5 protein-coding genes are annotated in these 2,905 nt (G+C 65.6%); 3 read left to right on the top strand and 2 right to left on the bottom strand.

The annotated features are described in order from the left end of the window. Nucleotides 1–408 (top strand): dicarboxylate/amino acid:cation symporter (locus ACE3P2_RS04565; protein ID WP_374261546.1); only part of this gene is annotated, 408 nt, incomplete at its 5' end. A 5-nt stretch (nucleotides 409–413) separates the two neighbouring features. On the opposite strand, the gene ACE3P2_RS04560 is transcribed toward ACE3P2_RS04565, so the two are convergent. Both ACE3P2_RS04560 and ACE3P2_RS04555 read right to left on the bottom strand, forming a co-directional pair. After that, nucleotides 414–836, bottom strand: coding sequence for a hypothetical protein (locus ACE3P2_RS04560; RefSeq protein WP_153147870.1), 423 nt, complete (start codon nucleotides 834–836; stop codon nucleotides 414–416). 51 nt (nucleotides 837–887) lie between these two features. After that, the gene (locus ACE3P2_RS04555) at nucleotides 888–1,322 is read right to left on the bottom strand and encodes a hypothetical protein (RefSeq protein WP_153147869.1); all 435 of its coding nucleotides are present in this window, start codon (nucleotides 1,320–1,322) and stop codon (nucleotides 888–890) included. 118 nt (nucleotides 1,323–1,440) lie between these two features. On the opposite strand from ACE3P2_RS04555, the gene ACE3P2_RS04550 reads away from it, so the two are divergent. Beyond that, nucleotides 1,441–1,962, top strand: coding sequence for a gamma carbonic anhydrase family protein (locus ACE3P2_RS04550; RefSeq protein ID WP_374261544.1), 522 nt, complete (start codon nucleotides 1,441–1,443; stop codon nucleotides 1,960–1,962). A gap of 71 nt (nucleotides 1,963–2,033) precedes the next feature. Beyond that, nucleotides 2,034–2,905: Tex-like N-terminal domain-containing protein (locus ACE3P2_RS04545; protein WP_374261542.1), on the top strand; the 872-nt coding region annotated here is incomplete at its 3' end.

The following is a 2,905-nucleotide window of genomic DNA, read 5'->3' as shown; positions in this document are numbered from 1 at the left end:
GTGACGCTGCGCTGCACCGAGCAGCACCTGCACGTGCGCAAGGACATCGCCAATTTCGTCGTGCCGCTCGGCGCCACCGTCAACATGGACGGTACGGCGCTCTACGAGGCAGCGGCGGCGCTGTTCGTCGCCCGCCTGGCCGGCATCGAGCTCGACCTCGCCAGCCAGATGATCATCTTCTTCGTCGCCATGCTCGGCGCCATCGGCGCGCCGGGCATCCCCAGCGTCGGCATGCTGAGCATGGTGCTCGTGCTCGAATCGGTCGGCCTGCCGACCGCCGCCATCGCCATCCTGCTGCCGATCGACCGCATCCTCGACACCACCCGCACGGCGGTCAACGTCGAAGGCGACATGGTCGGCGCCCTGATCGTGCAGAAGCTGGCCGGGCGGCCGACGCCGCCGAACTGAAAATCTCAGCGGGTTACGATGCAGCCCGGCCAGCGAAAGATGCGGCCCTCGACCCGGTGCTGCTTCAAGGCGCTCTCGACGGCTATCTGCCAGTCGAGCGGCGACACGGGCCCGTGATAGTAGGTGATGAAATCGACGCCCCCGGCTGTCGTGCGCCCGGGCTCGAGGATGCTGTAATGCCCGGCGGCGACGAGCATTGCATGCCCATTCAGCTCGCCAAGCGCCCCGTTGACGTGCTTGAAATTCGCCCCGGCGATCTTGCCCGTCACCGTCGTGCCGGGCGCGTTGAGCGCACGACGTATTTCGGGCCACCATTTCTTGACCTTGGCCGCCGACAGGGAAGGATACGAACCGCCGGGCCTGCGGTATTTCGCGTCCCACAAAACGATGGTTTGCGGGGGAATCGGGTGCCAGAAAGTCAGGGCCATGCCGGGATCTGTCCGTATTGACGAAGGAATCGCGATTATCCCGTCAACCGGTCACTTTTCCGGCACCGGGATGTGATTCCGCCGCAGCCACTCGCGGTCCAGCTCCCAGCGCACGTCCTTGATGCCGGGCTGGGCGAGGACGATGTCGCGGACTTCGTCCTGCACCTTGCCGAGGGCATTCTGCAGCGCGATGAAGGCCGGATTGTTGGCGTCCTTGACGTTCACGTCCGGATACATGGCGCCGAGGAAGCGGAAGGCCGGCATCTCGAAGTTGCGCGGCGTGCCCATGACCGCGGTGCTGCCCTCGACGCGCAGCACGTGGAAGGGATAGGGGTAGTTCTTCAGCTGCGGGCTGGCCTGCGCCTGGATGACGGCATTGAGTTCGCGCGTGCGGGGGTCCGGGCGGCGGATGGCCCAGTCGAGGGCGACCAGCAGCGCGAGCACCAGCAGCGCCCATTGCCACGATTTGATTTTGCGGAAATTCATGCTGCCCCCTGAGTTGTAGGCCGGACTTATCGGCAAGCTGCCGCTGAGCGTAACATTGCGGGGCTGTTGCGGTCGACGCCGCAAAAAGGCCGATTTTCAAATTTCGCAAGGAGCCCACATGTCCCTCTTCCGCCTCGGAGACAAACAGCCGCAACTCGGCGAGAACGCCTGGGTCGCCCCCAACGCCACCGTCATCGGCGACATCCGCCTCGGCGCCAACAGTTCGATCTGGTTCAACGCCACCCTGCGTGGCGACAACGACCCGATCCACATCGGCGCCAACACCAACATCCAGGACGGCTCAGTGCTGCACACCGACGAAGGCATCCCGATGCACATCGGCAACGATGTCACCGTCGGCCACCTGGTCATGCTCCACGGCTGCACCGTCGGCGACGGCAGCCTGATCGGCATCGGCTCGGTGATCCTCAACCGCGCGGTGATCGGCAAGGGCTGCATCGTCGGCGCCAACACGCTGATTCCGGAAGGCAAGGTCTTTCCCGACCGCGTGCTGATCGTCGGCTCGCCGGGCAAGGTGGTGCGTGAACTTTCCGACGACGATGTCGCCCGCCTGCGGCAGTCGGCCGCCCACTACGTCGACAATGCCAGGCGCTACCGGACTACGCTGACGCCGCTCTGAACTACCGGCGGTTGTCTTTTCCCGCCGGATTCCGCATCATTCACCCCCTTTTTTGCTGCACTGCCGCACCCATGCTCGCACCCATCGAACACCGCATCGCCGTCGAACTCGGCGTCCGCCCGACCCAGGTCGTCGCCGCCATCGCCCTCCTCGACGAGGGCGCCACCGTCCCCTTCATCGCCCGCTACCGCAAGGAGGCGACCGACGGCCTCGACGACACCCAGCTGCGCAACCTCGAAGAACGCCTGACCTACCTGCGCGACCTCGAAGAGCGGCGCGCCGCCATCCTCGCCAGCATCGACGAACAGGGCAAGCTGACCCCTGAACTCAAGGCCGAGATCGACGACGCGGAAACCAAGCAGCGCCTCGAAGACCTTTACCTACCCTACAAGCAGAAACGCCGCACCAAGGCACAGATCGCCCGCGAGGCCGGCATCGAGCCGCTGGCACTGGCGCTTCTGGAAAACCCGGAACTCACCCCGGACGAGGAAGCCGTGAAGTACCTCAACGCCGACGCCGGTTTCGCCGACGGCAAGGCCGTGCTCGATGGCGCCCGCCAGATCCTCATGGAAAAGTTCGCCGAGGACGCCGAACTGCTCGGCCAGTTGCGCGCGTACCTCAACGAACACGGCCAGGTGCGGTCGACCGTCGTCGCGGGCAAGGAAACCGAAGGCGCCAAGTTCCGCGACTGGTTCGACTTTGCCGAACCGATCGCCGCCATGCCCTCGCACCGCGCGCTGGCGCTGCTGCGCGGGCGCAACGAAGGCGTGCTGGGCGTGACGCTGGTGCTCGATTCGGAACTCGATGAAGAAGGCATCAAGCCCGGCCCGAACCCCTGCGAGCAGCGCATCGCCGCCCGCTTCGGCATCAAGCACCAGAACCGCCCGGCCGACAAGTGGCTGCAGGACACCGTGCGCTGGACCTGGAAGATCAAGGTCTTCAC

This window comes from Zoogloea sp., assembly GCF_041911615.1.
Classification (GTDB): domain Bacteria; phylum Pseudomonadota; class Gammaproteobacteria; order Burkholderiales; family Rhodocyclaceae; genus Zoogloea.
This window is presented reverse-complemented; position numbering and strand designations above follow the sequence as displayed.